This is a genomic window from Oceanibacterium hippocampi (genome assembly GCF_900172325.1).
Classification (GTDB): Bacteria; Pseudomonadota; Alphaproteobacteria; order Sneathiellales; family Sneathiellaceae; genus Oceanibacterium; species Oceanibacterium hippocampi.
In genome coordinates this window covers 2263462-2287047 of sequence record NZ_FWFR01000001.1, presented here as the reverse complement: position 1 = coordinate 2287047, position 23586 = coordinate 2263462, and the positions used below count along the sequence as shown (strand labels likewise).

General features: G+C 67.7%; 25 protein-coding genes. 12 read left to right on the top strand and 13 right to left on the bottom strand.

Annotation, left to right across the window (positions count from 1 at the left end; all coding sequences use genetic code 11):
• Nucleotides 1-49: 49 nt before the first annotated feature.
• The 4 genes from OCH7691_RS10855 to OCH7691_RS10840 all read right to left on the bottom strand — a co-directional run bounded on the left by OCH7691_RS10855 (nucleotide 50) and on the right by OCH7691_RS10840 (nucleotide 4263).
• Nucleotides 50-841: an amino acid ABC transporter ATP-binding protein gene (locus tag OCH7691_RS10855; RefSeq protein ID WP_085883379.1), complete on the bottom strand. Its 792-nt coding sequence runs from the start codon at nucleotides 839-841 to the stop codon at nucleotides 50-52.
• 13 nt (nucleotides 842-854) lie between these two features.
• Nucleotides 855-1958: an amino acid ABC transporter permease gene (locus tag OCH7691_RS10850; protein ID WP_085883378.1), complete on the bottom strand. Its 1104-nt coding sequence runs from the start codon at nucleotides 1956-1958 to the stop codon at nucleotides 855-857.
• Between the two features lie 4 nt (nucleotides 1959-1962).
• Complete coding sequence (locus tag OCH7691_RS10845) at nucleotides 1963-3153, bottom strand: amino acid ABC transporter permease (RefSeq protein WP_085883377.1); 1191 nt, start codon at nucleotides 3151-3153, stop codon at nucleotides 1963-1965.
• A gap of 93 nt (nucleotides 3154-3246) precedes the next feature.
• Nucleotides 3247-4263: an amino acid ABC transporter substrate-binding protein gene (locus OCH7691_RS10840; protein ID WP_085883376.1), complete on the bottom strand. Its 1017-nt coding sequence runs from the start codon at nucleotides 4261-4263 to the stop codon at nucleotides 3247-3249.
• Between the two features lie 262 nt (nucleotides 4264-4525).
• Between OCH7691_RS10840 and metC the strand changes: the two genes are divergently transcribed.
• From metC to OCH7691_RS10815, 5 genes are read left to right on the top strand one after another with little or no spacing between them, the layout of a single operon-like run.
• Nucleotides 4526-5701 (top strand): cystathionine beta-lyase, encoded by a 1176-nt coding sequence (gene metC / locus OCH7691_RS10835; protein ID WP_085883375.1) that lies wholly within the window; start codon nucleotides 4526-4528, stop codon nucleotides 5699-5701.
• Nucleotides 5702-5738: 37 nt separating this feature from the next.
• Nucleotides 5739-6137: a phosphoribosyl-AMP cyclohydrolase gene (hisI, locus tag OCH7691_RS10830; RefSeq protein ID WP_085883374.1), complete on the top strand. Its 399-nt coding sequence runs from the start codon at nucleotides 5739-5741 to the stop codon at nucleotides 6135-6137.
• A gap of 15 nt (nucleotides 6138-6152) precedes the next feature.
• The gene (gene modB, locus OCH7691_RS10825) at nucleotides 6153-6836 is read left to right on the top strand and encodes a molybdate ABC transporter permease subunit (protein WP_085883373.1); all 684 of its coding nucleotides are present in this window, start codon (nucleotides 6153-6155) and stop codon (nucleotides 6834-6836) included.
• Nucleotides 6837-6840: 4 nt separating this feature from the next.
• Entirely contained in the window at nucleotides 6841-7947 is a 1107-nt protein-coding gene (gene modC, locus OCH7691_RS10820; protein WP_085883372.1) for a molybdenum ABC transporter ATP-binding protein, read from the top strand.
• Between the two features lie 37 nt (nucleotides 7948-7984).
• Nucleotides 7985-8611: a glutathione S-transferase family protein gene (locus OCH7691_RS10815; protein ID WP_085883371.1), complete on the top strand. Its 627-nt coding sequence runs from the start codon at nucleotides 7985-7987 to the stop codon at nucleotides 8609-8611.
• On the opposite strand, the gene OCH7691_RS10810 is transcribed toward OCH7691_RS10815, so the two are convergent.
• The 7 genes from OCH7691_RS10810 to OCH7691_RS10780 form a co-directional block, all read right to left on the bottom strand.
• Nucleotides 8608-9327: a class I SAM-dependent methyltransferase gene (locus OCH7691_RS10810; protein WP_085883370.1), complete on the bottom strand. Its 720-nt coding sequence runs from the start codon at nucleotides 9325-9327 to the stop codon at nucleotides 8608-8610. The two genes, OCH7691_RS10815 and OCH7691_RS10810, sit on opposite strands and share 4 nt — an antisense overlap.
• A 71-nt stretch (nucleotides 9328-9398) precedes the next feature.
• Nucleotides 9399-10463: a branched-chain amino acid ABC transporter permease gene (locus tag OCH7691_RS10805; protein ID WP_085883369.1), complete on the bottom strand. Its 1065-nt coding sequence runs from the start codon at nucleotides 10461-10463 to the stop codon at nucleotides 9399-9401.
• 9 nt (nucleotides 10464-10472) lie between these two features.
• Nucleotides 10473-11504, bottom strand: a complete 1032-nt coding sequence (locus tag OCH7691_RS10800) for a branched-chain amino acid ABC transporter permease (RefSeq protein ID WP_085883368.1) — start codon at nucleotides 11502-11504, stop codon at nucleotides 10473-10475.
• A gap of 34 nt (nucleotides 11505-11538) precedes the next feature.
• Nucleotides 11539-12264, bottom strand: a complete 726-nt coding sequence (locus tag OCH7691_RS10795; RefSeq protein WP_085883367.1) for an ABC transporter ATP-binding protein — start codon at nucleotides 12262-12264, stop codon at nucleotides 11539-11541.
• Nucleotides 12257-13033: an ABC transporter ATP-binding protein gene (locus tag OCH7691_RS10790; RefSeq protein WP_085883608.1), complete on the bottom strand. Its 777-nt coding sequence runs from the start codon at nucleotides 13031-13033 to the stop codon at nucleotides 12257-12259. The genes OCH7691_RS10795 and OCH7691_RS10790 overlap by 8 nt, the downstream gene beginning before the upstream one ends.
• 131 nt (nucleotides 13034-13164) lie before the next feature.
• Nucleotides 13165-14349, bottom strand: coding sequence for a substrate-binding domain-containing protein (locus tag OCH7691_RS10785; RefSeq protein ID WP_085883366.1), 1185 nt, complete (start codon nucleotides 14347-14349; stop codon nucleotides 13165-13167).
• 184 nt (nucleotides 14350-14533) lie between these two features.
• Nucleotides 14534-16039 carry a sigma-54 interaction domain-containing protein gene (locus OCH7691_RS10780; protein WP_085883365.1) on the bottom strand — a complete coding sequence of 502 codons (1506 nt, stop codon included), beginning with the start codon at nucleotides 16037-16039 and terminating at the stop codon, nucleotides 14534-14536.
• Between the two features lie 210 nt (nucleotides 16040-16249).
• Here OCH7691_RS10780 and OCH7691_RS10775 point away from each other — a divergent pair, with 210 nt between their 5' ends.
• On the top strand, nucleotides 16250-16684 hold the full coding sequence (locus OCH7691_RS10775) for an SRPBCC family protein (protein ID WP_085883364.1): 435 nt from the start codon (nucleotides 16250-16252) through the stop codon (nucleotides 16682-16684).
• 32 nt (nucleotides 16685-16716) lie between these two features.
• Here OCH7691_RS10775 and OCH7691_RS10770 read toward each other — a convergent pair whose 3' ends face one another.
• A complete protein-coding gene (locus OCH7691_RS10770; protein WP_139839623.1) occupies nucleotides 16717-17433 on the bottom strand; it encodes a Crp/Fnr family transcriptional regulator in 717 nt (238 codons plus the stop codon).
• Nucleotides 17434-17675: 242 nt separating this feature from the next.
• Here OCH7691_RS10770 and OCH7691_RS23250 point away from each other — a divergent pair, with 242 nt between their 5' ends.
• Nucleotides 17676-17831, top strand: a complete 156-nt coding sequence (locus OCH7691_RS23250) for a hypothetical protein (RefSeq protein WP_176244997.1) — start codon at nucleotides 17676-17678, stop codon at nucleotides 17829-17831.
• A 106-nt stretch (nucleotides 17832-17937) separates the two neighbouring features.
• Here the strand turns inward: OCH7691_RS23250 and OCH7691_RS10765 are convergent, their stop codons facing one another.
• Nucleotides 17938-18891, bottom strand: a complete 954-nt coding sequence (locus OCH7691_RS10765; protein WP_085883362.1) for an MBL fold metallo-hydrolase — start codon at nucleotides 18889-18891, stop codon at nucleotides 17938-17940.
• A gap of 345 nt (nucleotides 18892-19236) precedes the next feature.
• Here OCH7691_RS10765 and paaX point away from each other — a divergent pair, with 345 nt between their 5' ends.
• The 5 genes from paaX to OCH7691_RS10740 all read left to right on the top strand — a co-directional run bounded on the left by paaX (nucleotide 19237) and on the right by OCH7691_RS10740 (nucleotide 23534).
• On the top strand, nucleotides 19237-20181 hold the full coding sequence (gene paaX / locus OCH7691_RS10760; protein WP_085883361.1) for a phenylacetic acid degradation operon negative regulatory protein PaaX: 945 nt from the start codon (nucleotides 19237-19239) through the stop codon (nucleotides 20179-20181).
• On the top strand, nucleotides 20178-21467 hold the full coding sequence (locus OCH7691_RS10755; protein ID WP_085883360.1) for an FAD-dependent oxidoreductase: 1290 nt from the start codon (nucleotides 20178-20180) through the stop codon (nucleotides 21465-21467). The genes paaX and OCH7691_RS10755 overlap by 4 nt, the downstream gene beginning before the upstream one ends.
• Nucleotides 21464-22087, top strand: a complete 624-nt coding sequence (locus OCH7691_RS10750; RefSeq protein ID WP_085883359.1) for a DUF938 domain-containing protein — start codon at nucleotides 21464-21466, stop codon at nucleotides 22085-22087. Before OCH7691_RS10755 ends, OCH7691_RS10750 begins: the two co-directional genes overlap by 4 nt.
• A 63-nt stretch (nucleotides 22088-22150) precedes the next feature.
• The gene (gene ppa, locus OCH7691_RS10745) at nucleotides 22151-22699 is read left to right on the top strand and encodes an inorganic diphosphatase (RefSeq protein WP_085883358.1); all 549 of its coding nucleotides are present in this window, start codon (nucleotides 22151-22153) and stop codon (nucleotides 22697-22699) included.
• 76 nt (nucleotides 22700-22775) lie between these two features.
• Nucleotides 22776-23534 carry an SDR family NAD(P)-dependent oxidoreductase gene (locus tag OCH7691_RS10740; protein ID WP_085883357.1) on the top strand — a complete coding sequence of 253 codons (759 nt, stop codon included), beginning with the start codon at nucleotides 22776-22778 and terminating at the stop codon, nucleotides 23532-23534.
• The last annotated feature ends 52 nt before the right edge of the window (nucleotides 23535-23586 follow it).

Here is a 23586-nt window from a genome sequence, read left to right as displayed (position 1 = left end):
AGGGGCCCATTCGGGCCCCTCCTCTCGTTTCCGGTGTTTGCCGTGCCGATCAGTGGGCCAGGATCTGGCTCAGGAACAGCCGGGTCCGTTCGCTCTTCGGATTGTCGAAGAAGGTTTCCGGCGGCGCCTGCTCGATGATCTCGCCGCCGTCCATGAAGATGATGCGGTCGGCGACGGTCTTGGCGAAGCCCATCTCGTGGGTCACGCAGAGCATGGTCATGCCCTCTTCCGCCAGGCTGATCATGACGTCCAGCACTTCCTTGATCATCTCCGGGTCGAGCGCCGAGGTCGGCTCGTCGAACAGCATGATCCGGGGATTCATGCAGAGCGAGCGGGCAATCGCCACACGCTGCTGCTGACCGCCGGAAAGCTGGCCGGGGAACTTGTTCGCCTGCTCCGGAATGCGCACCCGTTCCAGATACTGCATGGCGAGTTCTTCCGCCTTGGCCTTCGGGGTCTTGCGGACCCAGATCGGCGCCAGCGTGCAGTTTTCCAGCACCGTCAGGTGCGGGAACAGGTTGAAATGCTGGAACACCATGCCGACTTCGCGGCGGATCTCGTCGACCTTCTTGATGTCGTTGGTCAGTTCGGTCTGGTCGACGATGATCTTGCCCCGCTGGTGCTCCTCCAGCCGGTTGATGCAGCGGATCAGGGTCGACTTTCCCGAACCGGACGGGCCGCAGATCACGATCCGCTCGCCGCGGGCGACCGTCAGGTCGATATCCTTGAGCACGTGGAACTGGCCATACCACTTGTGCATGCCGACGATCTGGATCGCGACCTCGTCGCTCATCGCGCTGGCGCGGCGGGCTTCGGTCTGGTTGGTGCTGACGTCCGTCATATGCTTTCCCCCGTCAGGACTTGTGGCCGGTATCGAGTTTGTGCTCGATATGGATGCTGTAGCGCGACATGCCGAAACAGAAGAACCAGTAGAGCACGGCCGCGAAGACGAACCCTTCCGTCTCCATGCCGATCCACTTGGAATGTTTCGCCGCGGACTGGATGATCGACAGCAGGTCGAGAAGACCGATGATGCCGACCAGCGTGGTGTCCTTGAACAGCCCGATGAAGGTATTCACGATGCCCGGGATGACGATCTTCAGCGCCTGCGGCAGGATGATGAACGCCATCGATTTCCAGTAGCTGAGGCCGAGCGCGCTGGCCGCCTCGTACTGGCCCTTCGCGATCGCCTGCAGGCCGCCGCGAACGACCTCCGCCATGTAGGCGGCGGCAAACAGGGAGAGACCGACAAGGGCGCGAACAAGCTTGTCGAAGTTCGTGCCTTCGGGCAGGAACAGCGGCAGCACGACCGAGGACATGAACAGCACCGAGATCAGCGGCACGCCGCGGATCAGCTCGATGAAGCCGACACAGAGCATCCGCACGATCGGCATCTCCGATCGCCGGCCGAGGGCCAGCACGATGCCGAGCGGCAGCGCCACCACGATCGAAACGCTGGCCAGGATCAGCGTGAGCATCAGCCCGCCCCACTGATCGGTATCTACCGTCTCGAGCCCGAACGCGCCGTAGAACAGCACGTAGCAGAGCACCGGCAGCACGAAGATCATGAACAGCGCTGCGACCTTCCGCCCGGGAAGGGCCGAAATGAACAGCGGCAGCGAGGCAACGATGATCGCGATCGCGACCAGGTCGACCCGCCAGCGCTCCGATTCCGGGTAGAAGCCGTACATGAACTGCGAGAAACGGACCTTGACGAAGGTCCAGCAGGCCCCGCCATCGACGCAGGCATCCTTGGAATCGCCGGCTATGTTGGCATCCAGGAAGGCCCAGTTGATGACCGGCGGGACGATCAGATAGACCGCATAGAGCGACAGCAGCGTCAGGATCGTGTTGAGCGGCGTGGAGAAAAGGTTATGCCGCAGCCAGCCGATGACCCCGACCTCGGTTGCCGGCGGCGGCAGGTCGGGATGGGCTTCCGTTTTGACTTGCGATGTCATGGCGTCACCTCTCCACCAGCGCCATGCGCTTGTTGTACCAGTTCATGAAGAGCGAAATCAGCAGCGATATCGTCACGTAGAACAACATCGTGATGGCGATGATCTCGACCGCCTGACCGGTCTGGTTGAGCGACGTGCCCGAGAACAGGGCGACGATATCGCCGTAGGCAACCACGACCGCGAGCGAGGAGTTCTTGGTCAGGTTGAGATACTGGCTGGTCAGCGGCGGAATGATCACCCGGAGGGCCTGGGGGATGATGACCAGCCGCATCGTCCAGCTCGGCTTGATGCCGAGCGCATGGGCCGCCTCGGATTGGCCCTTCGAGACCGACTGGATGCCGGCCCGGACGGTTTCCGCGATGAAGGCCCCAGTATAGACGCTGAGGCCCAGCACCAGCGCAGTGAATTCGGGTGTCAGCCACCAGCCGCCCTGGAAGTTGAAGCCCTTGAGCTCCGGATAATCGAAGCTGTAGGGCAACCCGGTCGCCAGCGCGGCGATCACCGGAAGGCCGATGACCAAGGCGAGATTGACCGGGATGACCGGCAGGATCTGGCCGGTCGCCTCCTGGCGCTTGCGCGCGAAACGGGCAAAGCCCCAGGCGAGCACAAGACCGACCGCAAGCGCGATCGGAATGGCTGCGAAGCCGGCCTCCGGTACCACGGCCGGGACATAGAGCCCGCGATTGGAGAGATAGACCCCGTCGCCGACATTGATCGCCTGGCGGACATTCGGCTGGCTCAGGATGACGACGATGTACCAGACGAGGAGCTGCAGCAGCAGCGGGATGTTCCGCACGATCTCGATATAGACATAGGCCAGCCGGTTGACGACCCAGTTTGAGGACAGTCGCAACACGCCGACGATAAAGCCGAGCAGGGTCGCCAGGAAGATGCCGACGGCCGCAACCCGGAGCGTGTTGATCGCGCCCGAGATCAGGACGTCGAGATGGGTGCCCTGGCCGGTGACGTAGCCGGTGACGTCGTTCTGGAGATCGAAACCGGCAGTCTGCTCGAGGAAGCCGAAGCCTGAGGCAATTCCCAAGCGCTCGAGATTGACCGCCGTGTTGTGAACGATATAGACGGCAAACAGAACGAAAAGGATGACGACGATTGCCTGATAGATGATGGCGCGGATCTTCGGATCCCGCCACGCAGTCGGGCGCTCTGCCTCTACCGCGTGCAGTTCAGTGGCCATTCTACACCTCCTCCGTCGGAATGGACTTCAAAGCAGAATGGCGCATGCTCGGGTGAGCATGCGCCATTTGCTTGCGTCAGTCCGGTACGCTGATCAGCGCATCGGCGGGGCGTAGAGAATACCGCCCTTGTTCCACAGCGCATTGATGCCGCGGTCGAGCTGCAATGGCGTGTCCGGGCCGATGTTGCGGTCGAAGACCTCGCCGTAATTACCGACCATCGTGACGACGTTGTAGGCCCAGTCGTTGCTCACGTTGAGCTGGGAGCCGAGATCGCCTTCCGCACCGAGCAGGCGACGGACCTCGGGATTGGTCGAGGTGGACTTCATCTCGGCCGCGTTGGCGGAGGTAACGCCGAGTTCCTCGGCGACGATCATCGCGTTCAGCGTCCAGCGGGCGAGGTCACCCCAGGCGTTGTCGCCGTGACGGACGAGCGGCCCGAGCGGCTCCTTCGAGATGACTTCCGGCAGCACCACATGCTCGTCCGGGTTGGCCAGCACGGCGCGCTGCGCGGCAAGGCCGGACCGGTCGGTCGTGTAGACGTCGCAGCGGTTGCCCTCGTAGGCGGTGCGGATCTGCTCGGAGGTCTCGAACACCACCGAGGTGAACTTCATGTTGTTGGAGCGGAAGTAGTCCGCGAGGTTGAGTTCGGTCGTCGTGCCGGTCTGGATGCAGACCGAGGCGCCGTCGAGTTCCTTGGCGCTCTTCACGCCCATCGCCTTGCGGATCATGAAGCCCTGGCCGTCGTAGAAATTGACGCCGATGAACTCGAAGCCGAGGCTCACGTCGCGGCTGAGGGTCCAGGTCGTGTTCCGCGCCAGCACGTCGATCTCGCCCGACTGCAGCGCCGTGAAGCGCTCCTTCGCAGTGGTCGGCGTATACTTGACCTTCTCCGGATCGCCGAAGATCGCGGCCGCCATGGCGCGGCAGAAGTCGACGTCAAAGCCTTCCCACTGGCCCTTGTCGTTCGGCGCGGCAAAGCCGGCAAGTCCGGTGGTCACGCCGCACTGGACGAAGCCCTTTGCTTTCACGTCGTCCAACGTCCCCGCGAACGCGGCGGTCGACATCAGTACAGCCGCCGATGCGGTCGCAAAAATGCTGGTATATTTCATGTTTGTAGCCTCTCCCTGCTGGTCTTTTGGACTTCCGGTTTACCCGACCGTCTGACAACCATGCTTAGTTTGAACAAGACTTGACGCTAGCACATACTTGTCACGAGCCTCAAGCCCGAGCGGTACTATGCTTGGAACCGCAACTCTTCACATCAGTGCGATCATCCATGACAGTCGGGCGCCGGCGGGGTATTGCTGAAACGGATCCCGACCGGATCACACCGGCACGGGTCTACTGTCACACCAACTCGAGCGAGTAACGATGCAAGACGAAACTAGGCTGGTCGTTGCCGGCCGTCATCCGGAAAAGAATGAAGGCGTTGTCAATCCGCCCGTCTACCACGCCTCGACCATCCTCTACCCGACCGTCGCCGCCATGGAGGAGATGGCGAAGGCACGGCTATCGGGCGAACGGCGAACCTATTACGGCCGTTCCGGCACGTCGACCACGCGCGCCTTCGAGGACATCGTGACCGAGCTCGAAGGCGGCTATCGCACCGCGCTGCTCCCGTCCGGCCTCGCCGCCATCTCGATTGCCCTGCTCGGCGTTCTCAAGCAGGGCGACCATCTGCTGATGGTCGACAGCGTCTATGGCCCGAGCCGGCGCTTCTGCGACAACATGCTGCCGCGCATGGGCGTCGAGACGACCTATTACGATCCGGCGATCGGTGCCGGCATCACCGAGCTGATGCGCGACAACACGGCCGCCGTCTTCACCGAGGCGCCCGGATCGCTGACCTTCGAGATGCAGGACATCCCGGCGATCGCCGCGGCCGCGAAGGCGCGTGGCGCGGTCGTGCTGATGGACAACACCTGGGCCACGCCCTATTTCTTCAAGCCGCTCGATCACGGGGTCGACATCTCGATCCAGGCCGGCACGAAATATTACAGCGGTCATTCCGACATCATGCTCGGCACCGTGACGACGACCGAGGAACACTGGCCCGCGATCCAGAGCGCCTTCGACCTGCTCGGCCAGGCGGTCGGACCGGACGACGTCTACCTCGCCCAGCGCGGCATCCGCACGCTGGCGGTCCGGCTGCGCCAGCATTTCCAGTCGGGTCTCGACATCGCCCGCTGGCTCGCCGCCCGGCCCGAGGTCGAGGCGGTCATGCATCCGGCACTCGAGGGCTCGGCGGGGCACGATCTCTGGCAGCGCGATTTCAAGGGCGCGAGCGGGCTCTTCTCGATCCGCCTGAAGCCCTGCCCGAAGGCTGCGCTCGCCGCCTTCCTCGATGATCTCGAACTGTTCGGCATGGGTTATTCCTGGGGCGGCTACGAGAGCCTGGCCGTGCCGGCGCGGCTCGCCGGCCTGCGCACCGCCACCGAATGGCCGCACGAGGGCCCGCTGGTCCGCCTGCATATCGGGCTGGAATCGGTCGAGGACCTCAAGGACGATCTCGCGGCCGGCTTCGACCGGCTGAACAAGGCGCTCTGAGGCGGGTCGACCGCCGGGCGGAACCGGGTGACATGACGTGAACGATATCGAACCGCTTCTCGAGCAGATCCGCTTCGACGCGGCGGGCCTCGTGCCCGCGATTGCCCAGCAGCATGACAGCGGCGAAGTGCTGATGATGGCCTGGATGAACCGCGATGCGATCGCCGCGACCCTGACCGAGGGCCGGGCCTGCTACTGGTCGCGCTCGCGGAAGGCGCTCTGGCGCAAGGGCGAAAGCTCCGGCCATGTCCAGCACCTGAAGGATTTCCGCATCGACTGCGACGGCGACACGATCCTCCTCCTGGTCGACCAGATCGGCCTCGCCTGCCATACCGGCCGCCGCAGCTGCTTCTTCCGCGCCGTCGCCGACGGGGGCCTGGAGGAAATCGCCCCGGTCGAGAAATCGCCTGAGGCGATCTACGGCGATGGCGCCTGAGCCGACCACCCGACCATGACCCCGCTCGAGATCGAGGCGCTCTCGCTCTCGCTCAAGGTCGCGCTCTGGAGCGTGCTCGGCGTGCTGCTGCCGGGCACCGCGCTCGCCTGGCTGCTGGCCCGGCGCAACTTTCCCGGCAAGGCGGTCCTCGACGCCCTCGTCCATCTGCCGCTGGTCGTGCCGCCGGTGGTCGTCGGCTACCTGCTGCTGGTCCTGCTGGGCCGGCGCGGACCGCTCGGCGCGGCGCTTTACGACCTGTTCGGCGTCACCCTGGTGTTCAGCTGGCAGGGGGCGGCCATCGCCGCCGGGGTGATGGCGCTGCCGCTCTATGTCCGTGCCGTGCGCCTGTCCTTCGAAAGCGTCGACGAGCGCCTCGAGACCGCCGCCCGCACGCTCGGCGCCGGCCGCCTCCGGGTCTTCGCCACGGTGACGCTGCCGCTGATCGTGCCCGGCCTGCTGACCGGCGTGGTCCTCGCCTTCGCCCGGGCGCTCGGCGAGTTCGGCGCGACCATCACCTTCGTCTCGAACATCCCCGGCCAGACGCGAACCCTGCCGCTGGCGATCTATTCGGCCCTGCAGAGCCCCGACGGCGAGGCGGCCGCGCTGCGGCTGACGATCCTCTCCGTGATCCTCGCCTTCGCCGCCATCGCCGCCTCCGAACTGATCGCCCGCCGCTACGGCCGGGCGCTGGAATCCTGACGCCATGCTCCGGGTCGACTTCCGCCGCGCCCTGCCCGACTTCGCGCTCGACATCCGTTTCGAGGCGGGCAGCGGCATCACCGCCCTGCTCGGCCGCTCGGGCGCCGGCAAGACCCAGACCATCAATCATCTCGCCGGCCTGCTCCGCCCGGACAGCGGCCGCATCGCGATCGACGAAAGGGTGCTGTTCGACAGCGCGCGCGGCATCGACGTCGCGCCGGAGAAGCGGCGCCTTGGCTATGTCTTCCAGGAGGACCGGCTGTTCCCGCACATGACGGTCGCCGGCAACCTGAAATACGGGCTCGGCCTGGTGCCCGCCGCCGCCCGCCGCATCTCGCTCGACGAGGTGATCGGGCTGCTCGGCATCGAGGCGCTGCTCGAACGCCGGCCGCGCCGGCTGTCCGGCGGCGAGCGCCAGCGGGTGGCGATCGGCCGGGCCCTGCTGACCAGCCCGGACCTGCTGCTGATGGACGAGCCGCTGGCCAATATCGACCCGCCACGCCGGGCCGAGATCCTGCCCTTCATCGAACGGCTGCGCGACCAGCTCGGGATCGCCATCGTCTATGTCAGCCACAACATGGCCGAGATCATCCGCCTCGCCGACGACGTGGCGCTGATCGACCGCGGCCGGATCGTCACCCATGGCCCGGTCGAGGACGTCATGAGCCGGCTCGACCTGCGCCCGCTGATCGGCCGCCACGATGCCGGCGCGGTGCTTGTCGCGCGGGTCGCCGAGCATGACCCGGTCGACCGGCTGACCCGCCTGACCAGTGCCGCCGGCGAACTTTTCGTGCCGCGTATGGACCTCGCCATCGGCGCCGAGATCCGGGTCCGGCTCCGTTCCCGCGACATCTCGCTGTCGCTGGAGGAACCGGGCGCGAACTCGATCCTCAACCGTTTTCGCGGCCGGGTCGTGGCGATCCACGACGAGGAAGGCGCGCAGGGCGATGTCGAGATCCTTGCCGGCGACGGCGCCCGCATCTGGGCCCGCGTCACCCATCGTTCGATCCGCACGCTGGCGCTCGCTCCCGGCACCGAGGTCTGGGCGATGATCAAGAGCGTCGCCATCGACCGCCGCAGCCTCGGGCGGGCCGGGCCGGCGCGCGATTGAACGCCCCCTCGCCATCCCCGGAAGAGCAGGAACCCCCATGCGCCTGATCGGTCAATATGATTCCCCCTTCGTCCGCCGCGTCGCGATCACCATGACGCTCTACGGCATCGAGTTCGAGCACGCCCCGCTGTCGGCCTTCGGCGATTTCGCGGCCCTGCTGGAGAGCAATCCGCTCGGCAAGGTGCCGGCCCTCGCGCTCGATGACGGGGAACTCCTGTTCGACAGCCAGATGATCCTCGACCATCTGGATGAACTGGCCGGTCCCGAGCGGGCGCTGATGCCGCCGTTGGGCCCGCGCCGCCGCGCCGTGCTTCGCCGCAGCGCCGTCGCCCTCGGCCTCGCCGACAAGGCGATCGCGCTCCGCAACGAGCTTTACCGGCGCGCCGACGGCAGCCGCGACGCGGACACGGTCGAGCGACTGACGACCCAGGTCGGCTCGGCCCTTGCCTGGCTGGAGGCGGCGGCGCCGGCGCCATGGTTCGGCGAGACCTTCGCCGCCGACGATCTGATCACGTCCGTCGCCGTCACCTTTCTCAAGCGCAAGCCGCCGGCGCATTTCGCCGAGGCGCGTTATCCGGCGCTGGAGGCGCAGAACCGTGCGGCCGAAGCGTTGCCGGCCTTCGCCGCCCATCCCTTTCCCGATACCGGCGCGGCGCCCGCCTAGACCGGCGGCGGACTGGCGGCCGGGATGGCACGCAGGACATAGCCGGGCGCCAGATGGGGAAAGGCCCAGCGCAGCGGCTGCTGGAGGCCCTCGGTGACGGCGCGCTGGAGACGATATCCGGCGCCCGCATGGCCCGAGGTCGGATAGTGGCAGGGCGCGATCTCGACGATCGCCAGCCCGGCCCGGCGAAGCAGCTCCTGCAGGGTATAGGGGCTGTAGTAGGCGACATGCTCCGGATGGGTCTTCTCGATCCCGACCAGCACCATCAGCGTACGCTCGATGCAGAAGGCGTTCGGCACGCTCACGATCAGCTCCGCCCCGTCCGAAAGCAGGTCGCGCATGGCGAGCAGGAAGTCGAACGGCCGCGAGAGATGCTCGAGGATCTCGCCGGCGACGACCACCTCGGGCCGGAAACCGATCGCCTGCACCAGTTCGGCGCCGGCCTCGGCATCGGCGACATGCAGGTTGCCGACACCGCGTTGACCGAGCCAGTCGACCGCCGCCCGGTTGCGATCGATGCCGGCGACGTCGGCGGCGACCGCCATCAGCTTCTGGTGCAGCAGGTCGCCGGTCTCGAACTTTGCCTCGGTGAAGGGATGGTCGGCACAGCCGACATGCAGGACCCTGCGGGCGCGGCAGGCCTGCACGACGAACCGGTCGCGATCGACCGCCCGGCCTCGTTCCAGCCTGCGCCTCGGGATCCTGGTCATCGCCATCGCCGGCACCTCCCGGACCGAAGTCGAGTGTAGTGCGAAGCGACGGCGGGCGATAGCCGCCGGCCGGCGCTTCAGGCCTGCCGCGACTTTCGCAATCGCCCGACGATGCCGGTCGGAAAGAAATAGACACTCAGGATGAACAGTAGGCCGAGCCAGAGCAGCCAGCGGTCGGGATGCAGCAGGTCGGGCAGCACCGGGATCCCGGCCGTCGCCTCGGCCATGTGCCCCATCAGGTCCTTCAGGTAGTTCTGCGCCAGGATGAAGGCGGCGGCGCCGACGATCGCACCGTACATCGTTCCCATGCCGCCGATCACCACCATCAGCAGGATGTCGACCATGATCGTGAAGGAGAGCGTCACGTCCGGACCGGTATAGCGCAGCCAGAGCGCCATCAGGGCGCCGGCAAGGGTCGCGAACCCGGCTGCGAGACAGCTCGCCAGGCTGCGATAGACCACCGTCCGGACGCCGAGCGCCTCGGCCCGGAAGGCATTCTCCCGGATCGAGGCGAGAACCCGGCCGAACGGCGAGTTGACGATCCGCATCATGACCAGGAACGCCACCGCGGAAACCACGAAGACCAGGTAATAGGCAATGATCCGCCCGTTCATCGTGACGCCCAGGAGCTGCTCGTCCATCAGGCGGAAGGCCGGCGTCAGCATCCGCGGCACGCGATAGGTCAGGCCGTCCTCGCCTCCGGTCAGGCCGGAAAGCTGCGACGCCAGGATCGCGAAGGCCGAGGCGACGGCGAGCGTCACCATGGCGAAGAAGATCGCCTTCACCCTGAGCGAGAACAGCCCGATCACGAAGGCGAGCAGGACCGAGACGGCAAGCCCGAACCCGAGCCCGGCGAAGACCGCGCCCCAGCTCGCGCCGTAGCGCTGCAGCAGGATCGCCACGCCGTAGGCGCCGATGCCGTAGAACATGGTGTGCGCGAAGGAGACGATGCCGGTATAGCCGAGCAGCAGGTCGTAGCTCGCCACCAGCACGATGAAGATGCAGATCGTCGCCGCCGTGTTCAGCGCCCGGGTGCCGGGAAACAGGAACGGCGCGAACAGGAGTGCGAGGACGATCGCGGCAATGCCGAGATTGAGCGCGAGACCGCGCGGGTAATCGCCGGATAGCAGCCAGCGGACCATTCCCGCCTCCTATCGCTTGGCCACGGGGATCAACCCCTGAGGCCGCCACATCAGGATGAGCACCATGAGGAAGATGTTCGAGCCGAGCGCCAGCTTGGGCACCAGGAAGCCGGTGTAGTTGGCCATCAGCCCGACCAGCAGGGCGCCGAGGAAGCAGCCCTCGACCGAGCCGAGCCCGCCGATGATGACGACGATGAAGACCAGCACCATGATCTCCATGCCCATCTGGGCGGTAATCACTTCCTGGTAGAGACCCCACATCACGCCGCCGAGGCCGGCGAGCGCCGAGCCGACGACGAAGACGCCGACGAACAGCCGCTTGATGCGATAGCCGAGCGCCTCGACCATCTCGCCGTTCTCGACGCCGGCGCGGATCAGCAGGCCGATCTTGGTGCGTGCCAGCAGGAGATGCATGGCGAGGAAGATCGCCAGCCCGAGAACCACCGCGAAGAGCCGGTACTTCTCGACCGCGACGTCGCCGAAGACGAGTGCGCCGCGCAGCGCGTCGGGCCGGGGCAGCGGGATCTCGTCCGGTCCCCAGAAGACATAGATGAGCTGCTCGGCGACGATGAGCCCACCCATGGTGATCAGGATCTGCTTCAGATGCTGGCCGTAGACCGGGCGGATGATGATCTTCTCGAAGCCGACGCCGAGCGCTCCGGTCACCACCATCGCCGCGATCATCGCCGGCAGGATCGCCGCCAGGTGCAGCGTCACCCCGCCCGGATCGAGCAGGCCCGAGAGCCAGAGCATGACGCTCGCGCCGACGAAGGCGCCGATCGAGACGAAGGCGCCATGGCCGAAGTTCAGGACGTCCATCAGACCGAAGACGAGGGTCAGGCCGGACGCCATGACGAAGATCATCATGCCCATGGCGAGCCCGGCGAGCGTCAGCGTCACCCAGGCCGACGGATCGCCGGTCGCGGGCAGCGCCAGCAGCATCAGGACCGGCACGGTCAGGATCGGCGCGGCGGCCCGCAGGCGCTCGACCAGCGGGTGGGACAGGCCGGTGCCGGCACTGCGTTCGGGAACCGGGCTCATCTGGTTCTCTCCCCCATCAAGGCGGCCTGGCGGCTCACTGGTGCATCTCCAGGCTGAGGCCGAGCAGGTTCTGCTGCAGTTCCTCGTCGGCGGCGAGATCGGCCATCAGGCCGCGATGCACGATCCGCCCGTCATCCATCACCACGACGTCGTCGCCGAGGGCGCGGGCGAAATGGAAATTCTGCTCGACCAGCAGGATCGTCGTGTCGGTCTTCTTGAGCTCGCCGAAGGCCTCGATCAGGGCGCCGACGATGGCCGGCGCGAGCCCCTTGGTCGGCTCGTCGACGAGCAGCAGCTTGCGCGGCTCGATCATCGCCCGGGCGATCGCCAGCATCTGCTTCTGCCCGCCGGACAGCGCGCCGGCCTCGAGGCTCCAGAACTTCTCCAGGGCCGGGAACAGCCTGAAGATCCAGCGCAGCCGGTCGTCCTTCGGCTCGCCGTCGCGGGCCGCGAGGATCATGTTCTCGCGGACGGTGAGATCGGAGAAGATCCCCATGTCCTCGGGCACGTAGGCGACATTCGCCTGCGCGATGTCCGGCGTGGCCAGGCCGGTGATGTCCCGGCCGTCGAGCGTGATCGCGCCCCGGCTCGCCCGCCACAGCCCCATGATGGTCCGCATGGTCGTCGTCTTGCCGGCGCCGTTCCGCCCGATCAGCATCGTCAGGCCGCCGCGCGGCACGCTGAAATCGACGCCCTGGAGGATGTGGTAGTGGCCGATATGGGTATGGACGCCGTCGAGCGTCAGCAGCGGCTCAGACATGTTGCGAGGCTCCGACGCCCAGGTAGGCCTCCTGCACGATCGGCGAGGCGATGACCTCGGCCGGATCGCCGTCGGCGACAAGGTATCCGTTGTGCAGGACGACGATCCGGTCGGCGAGCGAGCGCACGACGTCCATCTTGTGTTCGACCAGCAGGACCGTGCGTTTCCCCTCGGCGCGGATCCGGGCGATCAGGTCGAGGATCACCGGCACCTCGTCGACGCTCATCCCGGCGGTCGGCTCGTCGAACATCATGACCTCGGGTTCGAGCGCGAGCAGCAGCCCGACCTCGAGCTTGCGCTGGTCGCCGTGCGGCAGCAGGGCGACGGTGGCATCCGCCCGATGCGCCATGGAGACCGCCTCCAGGTAACCGTCCGCCTCGGCGATCAGGTCGCCATGGGATTCGGCCATCGACAGCAGGTTGAGGCCGCGGCGATGGCGGGCCTGCACGGCGAGGCGGATATTCTCGCGCACGCTCAGTTCCGGGAACAGGTTGGTGAGCTGGAAGGCCCGGCCGATGCCGGCCTGCGTGCGCGCGGCCGCCCCCTCGCGGGTGACGTCCCGGCCGTTCAGCAGCACCCGTCCGGCGCTTGCCCGGAGCTGGCCCGAAATCAGGTTGAAATAGGTCGTCTTGCCGGCCCCGTTCGGACCGACGATCGCGGTCAGCGTGCCCGGCCGGAACGAACAGGTCACGTTGTTGACCGCGACATGGCCGCCGAAGCGGATCGTCAGCCCCTCGGTCGCGAGCGCAGCGTCGCCCTGCATCATCATTTCTCCGCTCTGCGCGAGCCCGGCGCCGTCCGGATCCGGCCGCCATGCGCGGCCGACCGGCGGCAGGAAGGATCGCCTGCCCCGAAGCGGGGCCGCGCCGGACGATGCCGGCACGGCCCGTTCACCCGGACTTACTTTGTGCGGATCGGAATGTTCATGTCCTCGATCTTGAGCTCGCGCACGAGATCAAGCACCGCCCAGTCGACCTTCGGGTCGACGCGGACCTTGAAATGATACATCGACTGCAGCGCCTGGTGATCCTCCTTGCGGAACATCATCGTGCCCTTCGGGGTCTCGAAGGACATCCCCTCCATCGCCGAGATCAGCTTCTCGGTGTCGGTCGAGCCGGCCTTCTCGATCGCCCGCACGGCGGCGATCCCCGCGGCCATGCCGCCGGCCGTGAAAAAGTCCGGCGGGCCCTGGTAACGCTCCTGGTGGACCTTGACCAGCCAGTCGTTCACCGGGTTCTTGGGGATCTCGTAGTAGTAATAGGTCGCGCCCTCCATGCCCGGGAAGGCCTTGTAGGCGACCAGCGCCGGCAGGATATTGCCGCCGGTCGACAGCTCGATGCCGTAGCGCGACGGTTCCAGGTCGTTGACCTTGCTCATCGGGTTGCCGCCGCCGGCCCAGATCACCCAGATGATCTTGCGCCCGGGCTTGTCCTTCAGGGCGTCGAACAGCCGCTGCGCCGAGGCGGTGAAATCCTTGGTGTCGGCCGGGGCATATTCCTCGAAGACGAGCTCGGCCCCGGTTCCTGCCAGCGCCTCCTTGAAGGCGGCGACGCCGTCACGGCCGAAGGCATAGTCCTGCGCCAGGGTCGCGACATAGGTCCCCTTGGCGCCGATCGCGACGGCGTTGGAGATCGCGTCCTGCGAGGAATTCCGCCCGGTGCGGAAAATGTAGCGGTTGAAGTTCTCGCCGGTGATCGAATCGGCGACCGCCGGCTCGACGATCAGCACCTTCTCGTATTCCTGGGCGATCGGCAGCATGGCGAGCGCGACGCCCGAGGATACCGGGCCGATCGCCAGGTCGACATTGTCGTCGCCATAGGCCTCGGCCAGCAGGGCGCGGCCCTGGTCCGGCTTCAGCTGGGTGTCCTTCTCGATGACCTCGATCTTGCGGCCGCCGATCTCCATCGTGCCGTTGGTCGCATACTCGAGACCGAGCATCAGGCCGACATGGCTCTGCTTGGCATAAGCCTCGTACGGCCCCGTCTTGCCATAGACGTGGGCGATCTTGATCGGATCCGCCGCCTGCGCGCCGCCGGCCAGCAGCACGCCGAGCGCGACGGCGGCCGCGCCAAATGTGAACTTCATGATGCGTTCCCTTCCTTGACGTTCGCCGTCCGGTCCTTGCGATTGCCGGCGGCAAGCTCCCGTCCACAACATTAGCAATCGCCGTGCCAGCGACGAAAAGGCCCGGGTTTCCGCGGCCTTTCGCGGCATCACGCATGGATCGCCGGCGCGCTCCGGCCGGAAAATGTCCGACTTTCCGGACAAATCAGGCGCGGAACCGCCGCAACAGGCTGTTTTGATTACGCTTTTCATGCTGTCCGGATTTCCGGACATCGGCCGAACTGTCCGGATCCCCGGACAGCATGTGATAGGCGGCAAGCTTCTCGTAGAGCTGCGCCCGGCTGATCCCGAGCAGTTTCGCGGCCCGCGTCTTGACCCCGCCGCTTGCCGCCAGCGCCTCGGCAATGATCGTCGCCTCGGCCTCGGCCAGACGCGCGCGGAGCGGCCTGAACGGCTGTGCCGCCCCGCCCCTGCCGGCATCGCCCTGCTCCGGCAGCAAGGGCTCGAAATGGGCAACCCGCAGCGTCGGGCTCTCGTTCATCGCCGTCGCCTGCTGCAGGATGTTGGCGAGCTCGCGCACGTTGCCGGGCCAGTCATGTCCGGCGAGCCGGACAAGCGCGGCGGCGGCGATATCCTTCTGCGGCTGGCCGCTTTCGTGCGACTGGCGTTCGAGCAGCGACTCGCAAAGCAGCGGCAGGTCCTCCAGCCGCTCGCGCAGCGGCGGGATCTCGAGCGGCAGCACGTTCAGGCGATAGAACAGGTCGGCGCGGAACGCGCCGGCCTCGACCATCGCCGGCAGGTCGCGGCTGGTCGCGGCGATGACCCGCACATCGACCGGGACCAGCCGGTCGGAACCGAGCGCCTCGAGTTCCTTCTCCTCCAGCACCCGGAGCAGCTTGACCTGAAGCGACAGCGGCATGTCGCCGACCTCGTCGAGGAACAGGGTGCCCCGGTCGGCAAGCTGGAACTTGCCGACGCGACCGCCCTTCGCCGCGCCGGTATAGGCGCCCGGCGCGGCACCGAACAGCTCGGCTTCGAGCAGCGCCTCGGGGATCGCCGCCGCGTTGACCCGGACCATCGGTCCGGCGGCACGCGGACTGGTCGCGTGGATCGCATGCGCCAGCAGCTCCTTGCCGGTCCCGGTCTCGCCGAGCAGCAGCACCGTCGCCTCGCTGGCGGCCGCCCGGCGGGCCCGGGCCTTGAGCTCGATGACCGTACGCGAGGCCCCGACGAACTGGCTGAAGCTGTATTTCGCGCGCCGCTGCTCGGCCAGTTCCTTGCGCGCCCGGTTGAGATCGCGCTGCATGGTCTGGAAGCGGGTGACGATCGGCCGGAGCGCCTGGATCCGGTCGTAGAGAATGACACCGAGCGCCCCGGTCACCGTCCCGCCGTCGTCGAACAGGGGCAACCGCGAGACGACCATGTCACGCTCGCCGATGCGGAAGATGTCGAGCAGGTCCGCCTTGCCGCTTTCCACGACCCGGCGCATCTGGCTCTCGGGCAACACCTCCTCGACCGGGCGGCCTTCCAGGCGTTCGAGGCCGTTCCAGCCGATCAGCGCCTTGTACTTGTCGTTCATCCAGACGACGCGCCCGGCGCGATCGATGACGACCGCCCCCTCGTAGAGGCTGTCGAACAGCGTGACCAGCGTCCGCTGCGCCTGGCTGCGGATCGCCGCCTCACCACCGAATTCGAGTAGATCGCCGCTCATGATCGCGACCGCGCCCTCCCGCCGCCGGCGCCTTGACCGGCGCCTTTCGGTGGCGGAAGGGTATCAGCCTTTCGCGCGCTGTCCAGATTTCCGGACAGTCCATGACGGCCGCGGCAGCCCCGGAGCGCCGCAATTTCCCGTGGCGCGACGGAACGGTTCGTGTCAAAACCGGTATTTTCGACATCTAAGAATGCACAGGGAGGCAAGTCCATGGCGACGGCAAAGGTTTCGGTGACGGCGGTGATGCCGGCGGACGTGGACACCGTGTGGGGGCTCATCGGCGGTTTCAACGATCTGCCCCGGTGGAATCCGCGCGTCAGCGAGAGCCGCATGGACGGCGAAGGCGTTGGCGCCATCCGCGTCCTCACGCTCGCCAACGGCGGCAGCATCAGCGAGCGGCTCGAGGCCGAGGACAATGCCGGCCGCGCCTACCGCTACAGCATCGTCGAGGCGCCGCTTCCGGTACAGAACTACGTCGGCCGACTTGGCGCCGAGCCCGCCGGGCCGAACAGCACGACGGTCACCTGGTCGGCCGAGTTCGACCCCGCCGACGGTGTCCCCGAGGAAAAGGCCATCGAGATCATCGACAGCATGTTCCGCGGCGGCCTCGCCGTCATGGAGAAAGCCATCCGCAAGGACGGCTGACGCCCCTCGTCCCTTCCCCGGCAGCGTGCCGCCTAGCGGGCGTCGCCCTGGCTGCCGGAATTGAGCTGTTCGGTCAGCAGTTCGAGCGCCTGCTTGTTGCGCAGATAGAGGGTCTTGCCCTTGCGATGGACGAGTTCGTCCTGGCCGAGCTGGCCGAGCACCCGGGCGACGGTCTCGCGGGTCGTCGAGGCCCGGGCGGCGATCTGCGCCTGGGTCGGCACCGGATAGATCATCCAGGAACCGGCGTTGAGCGGATCGGGCGTGGAAAGCCGGAGGACTTCCCGGCAGACCCGCTGCACGGCGCTGAGCGTCGACAGGTCCATGATCCGGTCGTCGCAGGTGCGGATGATGCGGGCCAGCCGCTCGACGATCTGGATGGTGATTTCCGGGTGGGCGAGCAGCAGGCGACGGAAGACCTGGGGCGACATCGTCGCGACGAGGCATTTCTCGAGCGCCACCGCGGTGGCCGAGCGCGGCTCACCGTCGATCGCGGCCAGCTCGCCGAAATAGCCGCCCTCGCGGACCGTCGCATAGGCGATCTCGCGGCCGTTCGGGGCGTGATTGACGATCGCGACACTGCCCGTGACGACGAAGATGGCGTCCCGGGCGGTACTGCTGCGGGCGATTATCTGCTCGCCGGCGCCATAGCGCCGCCAGCCGCATTGCTTGGCGAGTTCCGTTCGCTCGCCCTGGTCCAGCGCCTTCAGGACGTCGATCCTGTCGAGAGTGTCCCCGGTTGCCGCGCTCACATCCACCCCACTTCCCGATCCGTTGCATTCGGGGGCGAATATTAGTGACTAATTGCGGCATCCGGCAACGTATTGCTGGCGCCGGCCGCCGGCGGGGCGTGGAGAGCGTCGGTCAGCCGAGGACGGTGAGCGCGATCGCGACCGCGATCCCGGCATTCATGACGAGCGAGAGAAGATCCACAAGGCCGCTTCGTTCGATCCGCATCATCATTGTCGTTCCTCCTCCGTTATCGGATGAGCCCATGATGACGGTTCCGCGCCGTCCGGCAGTGACCGGCGTCACCTTCGCCGCGACGCCGGGCGCCGGGCGGCACCGGCGGGTGACCGCTGTCACAGGCCAGCCCGGCGAGAGCCCGGTAGTGATCGCGATCACTACTGCCGGGGCGGCGGCGCCCTAGATGTGTCTCATGCCCTTTCGGGTTTCCCTCCCTGTGATCGCGATGACGATCGCAACTTCGCCCCGGCCTCAACGCCGGGGCGTTTTTTTGCCGGATCGGGAACCGCTCAGGCGCCTTCCAGGTCCTTCCACATCTGGATGTCGCGCTCGGCGGTCCAGATTCGCGGATGGTCGATGCCGCTCGCCTCGTCATAGGCACGGGCGACGTCGAAGGGCATGCAATGATCGAAGATCGCCCAGTGGCCGTATTTCGGCCGGAGCGCGCCGGTCACCCGCCCGTAGACCTCCTTCAGGCTCGCCTTTTCCGCGACCCCGGCCTCGGCGGTGCTGTAGAGCTGCTCGAGGAACCCCTGTGTGCCGGCGATCGCCGCCTCGCAAGCGGCCGCGCCCTTCAGCGCGTCGCCGCGGCCCGGGATCAGGAACTTGGGCTTCAGGGCGCGGACCCGGGCGAGCGTCCCCGGCCAGTCCTTGAGATGCGCGTCGCCAGTGTAGGGCGTCGCGCCGTTCTCGACCAGGTCGCCTGAGAACAGCACCCGGCTCTCCGGCAGCCAGGCGACGATATCGCCTTTCGTATGGCCGCGCCCGAGATGCATCAACTGCACCTCCAGCCCGCCCAGCCAGATCGTCATGCGGTCGCGGAAGGTGATCGTCGGCCAAGTCAGGCCCGGCACCGATTCGACCCCCTCGAACAGCCGCGGGAAGCGCTCGACCTCGGACTTGTAGTCGGCCTCGCCGCGCTCGGCGATCATCTCGCGGGTCATTTCCGAGGCAATGACCTGCTCCGCCCCGTAGGCGCTCGCCCCGAGCACGCGGACGGCGTGATAATGGGTCAGCACGACGTAGCGGACCGGCTTGTCGGTCACCGTGCGGACACGCGCGATCAGGTCCTCCGCCGCGACCGGCGTCGAGCGGGTGTCGACCACCATCACGCCATCGTCACCGACGATCACGCCGGAGGTCGGATCGCCTTCGGCGCTGTAGGAATAGGCATTATCGGTCAGCTTCTCGAAGGTCACCTTCTTCGGCGCCAGATCGCCCTTGGAAGCGAATTGCCTGCTCATCACGGCTCTCCCGATCAGTTTCGTCTGCAACCAGTTCCCTGTTTCATAGCCGACCCCGGCAGGTCCACCAAGCGGAAAGCCCGGCGGGCCCCGGCGACGGCGGGGTATCGCGATACAGATATTGCCCGGCCGATCGGGAAAGCGGAACGCAACCATCCGGCACCCGGGCCGGTTGGCCCGCTCCGCCTGCCCAGGCCGGTCCCGGATATGTTACAGTTCGGAAGCAGTCGGTGGGAATTCGGTACCGGGTACGACGATGACGGAAGTGCAGGAACGACGGGCCGGCGAGCGGCCACCGGGCGGGCTCGCGGACCCGGCCAGGCGACGAAACCGGTCGGGCGCCGCATGAGCGGACAGGCCGCGCTCGCGGCGAGCCTGCTTGAGACGCTCGAACTGCGCGCGAAATCGCTGATCGTCACCGTCTGGGGCGATGCGATCACCGCCCATGGCGGCACCGTCTGGCTCGGCAGCCTGATCGCCCTGATGGCCCCCCTCGGCCTCGGCGAGCGGGTCGTCCGGACCTCGGTCTTCCGCCTGCAGAAGGATTCATGGCTGACCTCGCAACAGGTCGGGCGGCGCAGCTACTACAGCCTGAGCGCGGCGGGCCTGCGCCGGGTGGCCGAGGCGAGCCGCCGGATCTATGCCGACCGGCCGCCGGCCTGGGACGGCCGCTGGCGCATCGTCGTGACCAGCGCGGCGCCGCTGAAGCCGGCTGCCCGCGAACGGCTGAAACGGGAATTCACCCTGCAGGGCTTCGGCACACTGGCGCCCGGCGTGCACGCCCATCCGGGCCCGGACGAGGGTGCGCTGCGCAACCTGCTGAGCGAGGCCGGGGTTGCCGCCGACAGCGTCGTCTTCACCGACGCCGCGACGGACGACGATCCGGCGGCGCTGCGCGCGCTGGTGCGGCAGTCGTGGGACGTCGATGCCCTCGACGAGGCCTACCAGCAGTTCCTCGCCCGCTTCCGGCCGGTCTACCGGACGCTCGAGAAGACCGCGCGTCTCGACCCGGAGACCGCTTTCGTCATCCGCGGCCTGCTGGTACATGACTATCGTCGCGTCCTGCTGCGCGATCCGGGCCTGCCGGACGAACTGCTGCCGCACAACTGGAGCGGCGCGGCGGTGCGCCTGCTCTGCCGGAACCTGTACCGGCTCACCTGGCCGGCCTCGGAGCACTATCTGATGCGGGTGCTGGAAACCGCCGACGGTCCACTGCCGCCGGCCGACGAGAGCGTCTACGACCGTTTCGGCGGGCTGCTGGACGAAGCGAGGGAGCAGAAGGCCGTATGAGTCCCACCATCGCCATCGTCGGCGCCGGCCCGGCCGGCTTCTATGCCGCCGACGGCCTGCTGCGAAAGGCCCCGGGCGTCACCGTCGACATCATCGACCGGCTGCCGACGCCGCACGGCCTGGTGCGGGCCGGTGTCGCCCCCGACCACCAGGGAACCAAGGCGGTCAGCCGTGTCTTCGAACGCGTGCTGGACAAGCCCGGCGTCCGCTTCCTCGGCAACGTGGCGCTCGGCCGCGATCTCGCGCTGGACGAGCTTCGCACGCTCTACGACGCGGTGATCCTCGCCACCGGCGCCCCCACCGATCGCCGGCTCGGCATCCCGGGCGAGGATCTGCCCGGCGTCCACGGTTCCGGCGCCTTCGTCGGCTGGTATAACGGTCATCCGGACCACGCCGGGCACGCGCCGGATCTCGACGTCGAGGCGGCCGCGGTCATCGGCAATGGCAATGTCGCGATCGACGTGGTCCGGGTGCTCGCCCGCACGCCGGCCGAGCTGGCCGCTTCCGACATCGCCGACGACGCCCGGGCGCGGATCGCCGCGAGCCCGCTCCGGCGCCTGCACATGATCGGCCGGCGCGGCCCGGTCGAGGCAAGCTTCACCAACTCGGAACTGGCGGAACTCGGCCGCCTCGAAGGCGCCTCGCCGCGCGTCGACAGGGCCGACCTGCCGGCCGGGATCGGCGCGGTCGCGGAACCCGAGCGCCGGGTGAAGGAGGCCAACCTGGCGACGCTTCGGGAATTCGCCGGCCGGACCGCCTCGCCCGCCGGCAAGGTCATCGATTTCCGCTTCCATGCCAGCCCGGTTGCGATCCTCGGCACCGACCGGGTCACCGGCCTCCGCCTCGCGGCCGGCAGCGGCACCGTCGATCTCGCCTGCGGCCTCGTCGTCACCTGCATCGGCTATTCTGCGCCACCGCTGGACGGGGTCATCCCCGACGCGGCAGGGATCTACGCCAACGACGGCGGTCGGATCGCCGACAACCTCTATGTGGTCGGCTGGGCCAGGCGCGGCCCGTCGGGCACGATCCCGACCAACCGGGCGGATTCGCAGGCGGTCGTCGAGCGTCTGCTGGCCACCATCGACGCCGGCCGTGGCGCGTCGGGGCCCGACGGCCTCGACGGCCTTCTGGCCGGCCGTGGCGTCGAGATCGTCGGCCGCGACGGCTGGCGGGCCATCGACCGGGCCGAGACCGCCGGGGCGCCGGAGGGCGCGCCACGGCGGAAGCTCACCGATCCCAGGGCCATGCTGGCAGCGGCCCGCGAGGCCGGGGACAGGGCGCCATGAGCGGGGCGAACGAAACGGACAGACGCCACGCACCGGCGACGCTGCGGAACCGCGAGGCGATCCTCGAGGTGCTCGCGCGCACGCTGCCGGCGAACGGGACGGTCCTCGAGATCGGCAGCGGCAGCGGCGAGCACGCGGTCTATTTCGCCCCCCGCCTGCCCGGCCTGGTCTGGCAGCCGAGCAATCCGGACCCGGCGCTGAACGCGAGCGTCGCCGCCTGGATCGCCGAACAGCCGGCCGACAATCTGCGGCCACCGATCCTGCTCGACGCGGCGGCGCCGCAATGGCCGGCGGAAACGGCCGGGCTGGCCGCCGTCTTCGCGGCCAACGTCATCCATATCGCGCCCTGGCGGGTCTGCGAGGGGATCATGGCCGGCGCCGGCCGGCAACTGCGCGAAGGCGGCCTTGTGGTTCTCTATGGCCCCTACAGGCGCGATGGCCGTCATACGGCCGAGAGCAACGCCCGTTTCGACGCCAGCCTGCGGGCACAGGATGCCGAATGGGGCGTTCGCGATCTTGCCGACGTCACGGCGGCGGCGCGCGCGGCGGGCCTGGTGCCGGAGGCGGATATCGCCATGCCGGCGAACAATTCGATCGTGGTTTTCCGGAAAGCGTCTTGATATTTGGGCGTCGGCGGTCATAGTGCCGGCACTTCCAGATACCCCCGTAACCGAGGCAATACCATGAACCTCGACGCCATCCCGGTCGGCATGAACCCGCCGTGGGACGTCAATGTCGTCATCGAGATCCCGCTCGGCGGCATGCCGGTCAAATACGAGGTCGACAAGGCCTCCGGTGCCATGTTCGTCGACCGTTTCCTGCATACGGCGATGTTCTATCCGTGCAACTACGGCTTCATTCCGCACACGCTCGCCGATGACGGCGATCCGGTCGACGTGCTGGTCGCCGGCTCGACGCCGGTGGTGCCGGGCTGCATCATCCGGGCCCGGCCGATCGGCGTGCTGATCATGGAGGACGAGGCCGGCCGCGACGAGAAGCTGATGACGGTGCCGGTGGACAAGCTCCACCCCTACTACACCAACGTCGGGAGCTACCGGGACCTGCCGGAGATCCTGCTGCAGCAGATCTCGCACTTCTTCGAGCACTACAAGGATCTCGAGAAGGACAAGTGGGTCAAGATCCTGCGCTGGGGCGAATCCGGCGAGGCAGAGGAGATGATCCGCACGGCGATGGAGGCGGAAGCGAAGGTCCGGGCCGCGACCTCGGCCTGACCGCCGGGCGATTCCAATCGCCCGGAAGCTGCTCTAGACTCCCCGGACAACCAGACAGGAGTTCGGGGGAGCCGCCATGAGTCTCAAGGACAAGACCGCCATCGTCACGGGGGCCGCGCGCGGCCTCGGGCAGGCCTATGCCGTCGCCTTCGCCGGCGCCGGCGCGAACGTGGTGGCGACCGACGTCGCCGATTGCGCGGACACCGCCGCCCTGGTCGCCGAGGCCGGCGGCGAATGCCTGGCGCTCCATTGCAACGTCGCCGACGCCGCCTCGACCGCGGCCATGGCGGCGGCGGTCCGGGAGCGGTTCGGCGGCGCCGACATCCTCGTCAACAATGCCGCGCTCTATGGCGGGCTCAAGGGCGGCCGCTTCGACGCCATATCCGAGGACGACTGGAACCGCTGCATGGCGGTCAACGTCACCGGCATCTGGAACGCCTGCAAGGCGACGGTGCCGCTGATGCGCGAGAAGGGCGGCGGCTCGATCATCAACATCGCCTCGCTGGCGGCGACATACGGGCTCGCCTATGCGCTGCATTACACGACGTCGAAGGGCGCGGTGATCGGCCTTACCCGGGGCCTTGCCCGGGAACTCGGCCGCGACAACATCCGCGTCAACGCGATCGCCCCCTCGGCCGTGCTGACCGAGGGCACGCGGGAATTCTTCGGCGACAAGTACGAGAAGGCGCTCGGCGCCATCGCCGGCAACCAGACATTGCAGAAGAACCTGACGACCGAGGACCTGGTCGGTACCGTGCTCTATCTCGCCGGGCCCGGTTCCGCCTTCGTCACCGGCCAGACCATCGCCGTCGACGGCGGCACGGTGATGCTGTAGCGCCGGCGCGCGGACCGCGCCGCGAATTCACCGGCCTCTCGAAAGGGCGCTC